Below are 6740 nucleotides of genomic sequence, written 5' to 3' on the forward strand. Positions count from 1 at the left end.
TTATGCTATTTTTCTTCTTTTTCTATAGGTTCTTCAACTAAAAACCTTTCGATTGTATAATTTTTTCGCAATTCGGCGATAAAATTTCTATATGTAAAGTCTTCTTTCTGTTGCCGAAGTTTTCGTTCGATTTTTTGTTTAACTTCCTCGAATGGTCGAGTGTAAGCCGACTTAACTTCTTCAACCTTGATTATTGTATAAGTTGTGTCATTAATTTTTATTGGTTGACTGATGCGTCCTGGTGATAGTTTGAAGGCGACATTCTCAATTTCTTTCGGCTTGGTGCCTTGGGAGAAAAATCCCATATCGCCACCATTCCATTTTGTCGGTGCAATAGAGAAATTGCGGGCAATAGAATCAAAACTTGCTTTATTATCAATGATGAGTTTTCTCAGTCTGATTGCTGTAGTTTCATCTTTAACCGTTATCTCTCGGGCGCGAACTTGTTTGGGAACCTGATAATCTTTAATCGTCTTTTTGTAATCATCTTTTAGTTCTTGGTCTGTGACGATAATTTTATCGGTAACTTCTTGTTTACGCACATCTCTTATCAGCATACTTCGCTTAGTCTCCTCCACTGGCGCAAAGACATTATTGCGCAACCAAAACTTCTGTTTTTCAAAATAGGTCAAAAGCGCTCTTTCTAATATTAATTGGTCTAACATTCGTCTTTTGCCTTCAGGAGTTTCAAAATCAGACCGATAAAACGGCGGAATTTTGGCAATCTGTTCATCGATATCCTGTTTTAAGATTGGTTTATCGTCAATTAAGGCAAAAGTATCGCGGTTGTCTTTAATTGCTTGTTCATCAATTATAATCTGATGGTTTTTTTTAAGATTTTCGGTAAAATTCCGATAGGTTTCATCAAGTTTTTGACTTCTTAATCGTCCTTCAATCTCTGCGGACACTTCTTTATAAGTTCTAATTTTTTGCGGTTTTTTATCCTCAATCTTTAGTATTACATAGCCAGCTTTAGTTTCAGAATAGATTGGTTGGCTTATCTCACCAATTTTTGCCTTAAAGGCAAAATCATCAATTTCTTTGGGATATGTGTTGCGCCGGAAATATCCCAAATCTCCACCATTACTCTTGGTTGGCGATAATGAGATTTCTTGAGCCACAGAGTCAAAAGGCAATTTCTGTGTGGTAAGCATCATGTAAATAGAATCGGCTTGGCTTTTGGTCTGAACTAATATTTCCCGCGCTCGAACTTGTTCTGGAGTAATAAATTCAGACCGATGTTTTTTATAAAATGCTTTTTTGTCACTTTCTTTAATTACAATTTTATTAACAATCTCATTCTGATACCATAACTGAAAGATTGCTCCATTTCGAAAATCTGACATCCGTTTCACGAAATCTTGTGCCTGGTCTAATCCATTATTAAGCGCTTTAAGATACAACAGATGCTCATCAATCATCTCGTTAAGCAATTGTTCTTTATCTTCAAATTTTTCATAACGACCGGGATTTCGGCTAACCCGTTCATCAAATTCCACTCGAGTAATCGGATAGCCATCGATTTTGGCAACTATTTCTTGATAATTTTTCTTAAAACACCGCTCAATGGCATCTAAGGCGTCCTGGGCATAAGTTGATTTTCGGTATTTAATGGCAACTTGTTCATACATCTGCGCTGATTCTAAATAGCGATTTTGCTTTTCGTAAACCAAACCCAGCCGATAATAAATATCACCCAACCCTTTGTGTTTTGGAAACTTCTCAATGATTGATAAGTAAATACTTTCGGCTTTGGTTAGTTGGTTAAGTTTATCAAAATAAAGGTCACCTAATTCTAAAGCATACTGATACTGAAGTTGCTGATTTGAAGTATTAGCGTAATAGGTTAATAGATTTCGTTCAGCAGTATAAAAGTCGCCTTTACCGTATAAGATATAGATTTCGTCAAGTTTAGTTGTTTGTTTTGCGCTAAAACTATATGTAACAAAAGATAATATAAGCATAATTGCTATTAAGAGATGCTTCATACTATGACTCCTTTCTAACTCATACTTAAGAGTCTTAATGAATTAGAATAATCATCTTTTAAAAAGTTGATACTTATGTTTAATATGCTTATCTTTAATTTACCAGAATTCCTACAAAAATTGACAATATCTCTATTAATACTGCTTGTTAGTTCAGAGTGACTACAAAGTAGTATTATCAAGGTGTTCATCTTAAAAGTAATGCGCTTATTTGCATTACCGCACCGGATAAGATTGGTATAACAACATTATCATTGACTTCGACGGGCAATGCTTCGACTAAGGTTGCAGTAAAAGCACCGATAATTCCGACCGGTAGCGATAAATTCTTATAAGGTAATCGTGATAAGATATAAGCAATCAAAAGACAACTTACCAAACAAGCCAAAGTGCCGGCCACGGTCTTTCGAAATAATCGCGTTTTACCAAATCTAAGACCGAATAATGCTGCAACGGTATCACCGATAACTAAAAATGAGATTGCCGCCATATAGACACCGGGATCAGGAAATATTAATATCGCAACCAAAGAGGCTAACAACAAATAACTACCACCGGTTAAAGAATGTAATTCGCTTCTCCGTAGCAGTTGGCCAAACAAAAGGAGAAACATCTTTTTGATTGAGCCGATATGTAAACGGATATAATCAATCATAATAAAAATTAAGGTTACCAATGCTAATGTTATGATACTTATTTTGCGGGGCAAGAAATAGTAGAGAATAGGTATTAAGAGGGCAATAAGATGAACCAGTTTTCGTGAAATCTCGCTCTTTAGAATCTAATACCTCCACTGAATTTTTGACTTGCGCCCAAATCTTCTTGATAATATTCTTTAACATAAGCGTAATCAACAAAAATCTTCTTATAATTCAGGCCTAAACCGACTGTGAAGTTTTGGTGATAAAATCCCAGGCGAAATGCCAAAGTATTTTTATAGACATATTCCGCACCCAGATTAGTATTAAAATTGAGTTTATCCATATCGCCTTCTAATTCCGAACTCAGTAATATGTTGGAATTATTTAAGTTAAAAGTCTTACTGAAACCAAATGCTAAATGAGGAACGATTATTTCGCGAGTCTTATTATTCCAGAATATCAGTGAATGCGTTATATCTGTGATGCGTAATCCTAATTGCCATTCTTGCGGTAAAAGTCTCGTCGCCCCGAAGTCTAATCCAATTCCCCAACCTGTCCCAATTCCTAAGTTGCGATAAAAGAACTTAAAATTCGTTCCCAGATGAAAGTTATTAATTATCATCCGAGCATAATTAAGATAGAATGTCCAATCTGCAGCATTAATTGTCCGGTCAATCTCTGGTCGATTGTATTCACTGGGTGGTTGATTAGCATCTGGTAACTTCGTGATTTTAATGTCAGGGATTCGGTTAAACAAAACTGCTCCACCAAATGCTTGATTACGAGACTGAGAAGCAATAAATGAGAGAAAATTATGTTGGATAATTCCGCTGAAAATCTTTGAATGGAGAAAAAGAATTTGTCGCGAATCTAACAAAACGCCGCAGGATGGATTGTAATAAATTGCCGAAGCATCGTTAACACACGCCACATAAGCACCGCCTAACCCTAAAGCCCGGGCTGAAGCACCAAATGACTGAAAATCACCAGCATAATGAGTTGCCAAACTACAATTACCAAGTAGCACAAAAAGTACTAAACCAATCCATGACCAGTAAAAAGAGTTTTGTTTTAATTTTTGCACAGTATAATCAAAATATCTCAATGGCATATTCTATTTCAAAACTTATAAAGATAACACATTAAGCACTCTTCTTAACTTTGGTTTTTAGTTGTTTCACAAAATTTCTTCTTGCCAAACCATAAGTTGGATAGATGTTTATCCTAATATCATATTCGCCCGGTCTTACTTCTTGATTATTATTATTTCTACCATCCCAAACAATCAACACTTCACCAGGTTGGCTAAAATATTCTGGAATTAGAGTCCTCACTAAGTTATCTGCATTATCATAAATATCGATTTTAAGTTGTGCTAATTCGGTCAAAAATAAAGCAATGGTCGTTCCTTTATGAAGTTCAGTCATAACTTGAGGATAACAACCAAGCACCGAGCCATCAACGCCAAGCCAGTAATAGTACCCACCATCCGCATCAGTAATAAAAACTTGGCCAAACCGTTTCCAAATAAAGATACCTCGGGGTGAAATAAATTTTAACGGTCCAGAACCAGTTTGTCCAATAGAAGTAATATAATTCAACGACCGGTCGAATTTGTGAATCTGATTGTTCAACATATCTGTAACATAAATATTAGCATTATAATCAAGCGCACAACTATTAAATTCCGCATTCGATAATCCTATCATATAAGCATTCGTACTGGCTATTAATTGTCCATTTCGGTTAAACTTCTGAATTCTTTTGTTTTCGTTATCAACAACAATTACAAAGTCCTCTTTATAATAATTGTAAATTTCGTTTTTGTCAATAATTGATATTGCGGTTGGATGGTTTAAGTTACTAATCCATCTGTTAATTACTTCGCCCTTTTTATTAAAGATAACGATTTGTGAGTTTTCTGTATCCGTAACATATAGATTACCGTCAACATCTAAAGCAACTCCTCTTGGTGCACTGATTGACTCCGCAAAGATACACTCAAAATGTAAAGCGCCTTTAACATATCTTAATTTCACAATCCGGTCGTTACCAGTATCCGCTATATAAACTTCACCTTGGGAATTACAAACAATACCGGTAGGTGAATTAAACTCACCTTTTCCCTTACCAAATCCACCATAAACTTTGATTTTGCTCAATTTTACATTATAGATAATTTGCGCAGTGCCAGAATTGACTGCGAAAAGGGTTAAGATTCGGTCATCACTGGATGTTTGCGGGTCATTCTCTTCATCCATTTTGGCGCCTGTAATCCCTTGCGGGTCAGAAAGTTTAAATTCACCACCCAAATAGAATTCCATATGAAATTTTGTTATCCGATTAAAACCCATCGTGTGCTCAAAAGGCGGAACCAAAAATGTTGTGCCTTGACTCGTAGTAAGCAGAAGTATCAATACCATTAGTCGCATATAATAAAATTAGTACTACTAAATCGTCCTAAAAGAATAATTTCCAATAAAATAACTTCTGCCATCAGCGTGAATAAAATTCTTCCAATACTGTTCCCGCAAGCAAATTAAATAAAAGAAAATCTTTGTCATTGCGCTCTATTGCATAATTAACTTTTTGCAATATTAAACGCCTTAATCGTAGCATCTTTAACCTTTTGCAAATCAATTTCCTTTAGTCCCCTTTTAACCCATCTCTTAATAATTTCATTCAACTCATTTTCTAAAAGTTCGTCATTTTTATTATATTTATTTAAGGCAAGACATATCTCTTGGGCAAAATCTTCATAGAGCATAATCCAGGTAATGTCAGGTGCAATTTCATTTAATTGTTTTCGCACATCATTTAAGATTGGTTCAATTGCAACCTGTGTTTCGGTAAATCCAATTGCCATCTGTTCTCGTTTTCCTTTGCTTAAAGGTTTTGTCATAATACGTTTGCGTTCGGCATTGAGAATTTTCTGGACAGTTCGTTTGATATTTAATAGTATCGAAGGCTTTAACTCTGCCCTTAACAATTTTTCCTCTAAAGAAGAAAAGAACTCATCGGCAAATAGCATATAATAGGGAATCAATTCCTTTTCGACTTTGCTTTTTTCCAATAGTTCTAAGATTTTATCATCAATCGTCTTTTTTAATCGAATTAAGTCGACATATTTGTATTTATGATAAGGAAAGTGCTTTAATGCGGGAGTATATTTTGTAATATCATAGGATAATTTTAGTTTAAGTTCTGACCCGGATAAAGGCTTTTCCATTCTCATTCCAGAGTCGATTGCTGACAAATCCGAAAAAAATTCTGACCAGGATACACCGCAAACTTTAAGATAACGGAGGACTGTGCCAATAGTGGGATTTCTAATTTCACCCCGTTCCAATGACGATATATATTTCTTTCCGGATTTTGGCGATAAACCTAAACGAACCGCTACTTGCTGTTGCGAGAGATGAGCCCGCAATCGCATCTTCTTTAAGAGTTCTGCCATCTCTTTAGTAAAAATAAAAATCTCTTCGGGCATATTTTTATCTTCCAATTTATTTGTAGAATAATAATGCTTGATTTTTATCTAAAAGTCAAGATTGTCTATGGAAGAAAAAAGAATTTACCCAAAATTCTTGAGGCTACCTTTATTACAGACTGTTCTGCTAACTTGATTTCAATAGACAAATATTCGGCAGTCAAAACTTTTCATTTTTCAAATGTCCATCCATTTTCAATCCTTGTAAGAATTTAAACTGTCTTCTCGAACAGAAGCACCAACACTCACCATCTTTCTTTTTAGTGCCTTTCGTCTCTCAAGACAAATTTCAAGGGGCACACTTGACCTAATCGATAATTTAATCGGTAGTCCAATTAACCATCCCCTCGGCAAGCCCGTCAACATCTTATCGATAAATCCCTATCTTAATTCCTGTGCATCCCCTGGATAATCTAATTTATTGTCTTTTAGATAATTACCGTAATTATCCGATAAATTGTCAACCCAACTGTCTATTAGATTCCGTAACAAACAACTTACCTCTCTCAGCCTCTCCAGTTGGATGATATAACTAATATAATAAACAACCTACCTTTCTCAACTTCTCCAGTTGGATGATATAACGACTATAAAAATGGAGAAATAATCAAATTTTTTGTA

At 35.1% G+C, this 6740-nt stretch carries 5 protein-coding genes; all 5 read right to left on the minus strand.

Annotation, left to right across the window (positions count from 1 at the left end; all coding sequences use genetic code 11):
* Window positions 1-5: 5 nt before the first annotated feature.
* A complete protein-coding gene (locus tag N2201_00565; protein MCX7784716.1) occupies window positions 6-1988 on the minus strand; it encodes a peptidyl-prolyl cis-trans isomerase in 1983 nt (660 codons plus the stop codon).
* A gap of 187 nt (window positions 1989-2175) precedes the next feature.
* Window positions 2176-2643: a hypothetical protein gene (locus tag N2201_00570; protein MCX7784717.1), complete on the minus strand. Its 468-nt coding sequence runs from the start codon at window positions 2641-2643 to the stop codon at window positions 2176-2178.
* A 119-nt stretch (window positions 2644-2762) separates the two neighbouring features.
* Window positions 2763-3713 (minus strand): PorV/PorQ family protein, encoded by a 951-nt coding sequence (locus tag N2201_00575; protein ID MCX7784718.1) that lies wholly within the window; start codon window positions 3711-3713, stop codon window positions 2763-2765.
* Between the two features lie 58 nt (window positions 3714-3771).
* Window positions 3772-5061 (minus strand): 6-bladed beta-propeller, encoded by a 1290-nt coding sequence (locus N2201_00580; GenBank protein MCX7784719.1) that lies wholly within the window; start codon window positions 5059-5061, stop codon window positions 3772-3774.
* A 149-nt stretch (window positions 5062-5210) separates the two neighbouring features.
* Window positions 5211-6119: a helix-turn-helix domain-containing protein gene (locus tag N2201_00585; GenBank protein ID MCX7784720.1), complete on the minus strand. Its 909-nt coding sequence runs from the start codon at window positions 6117-6119 to the stop codon at window positions 5211-5213.
* Window positions 6120-6740: the final 621 nt, after the last annotated feature.

It is taken from the genome of candidate division WOR-3 bacterium (genome assembly GCA_026418155.1).
GTDB lineage: Bacteria > Hydrothermota > Tepidihabitantia > Tepidihabitantales > CAIPLT01 > JAOABV01.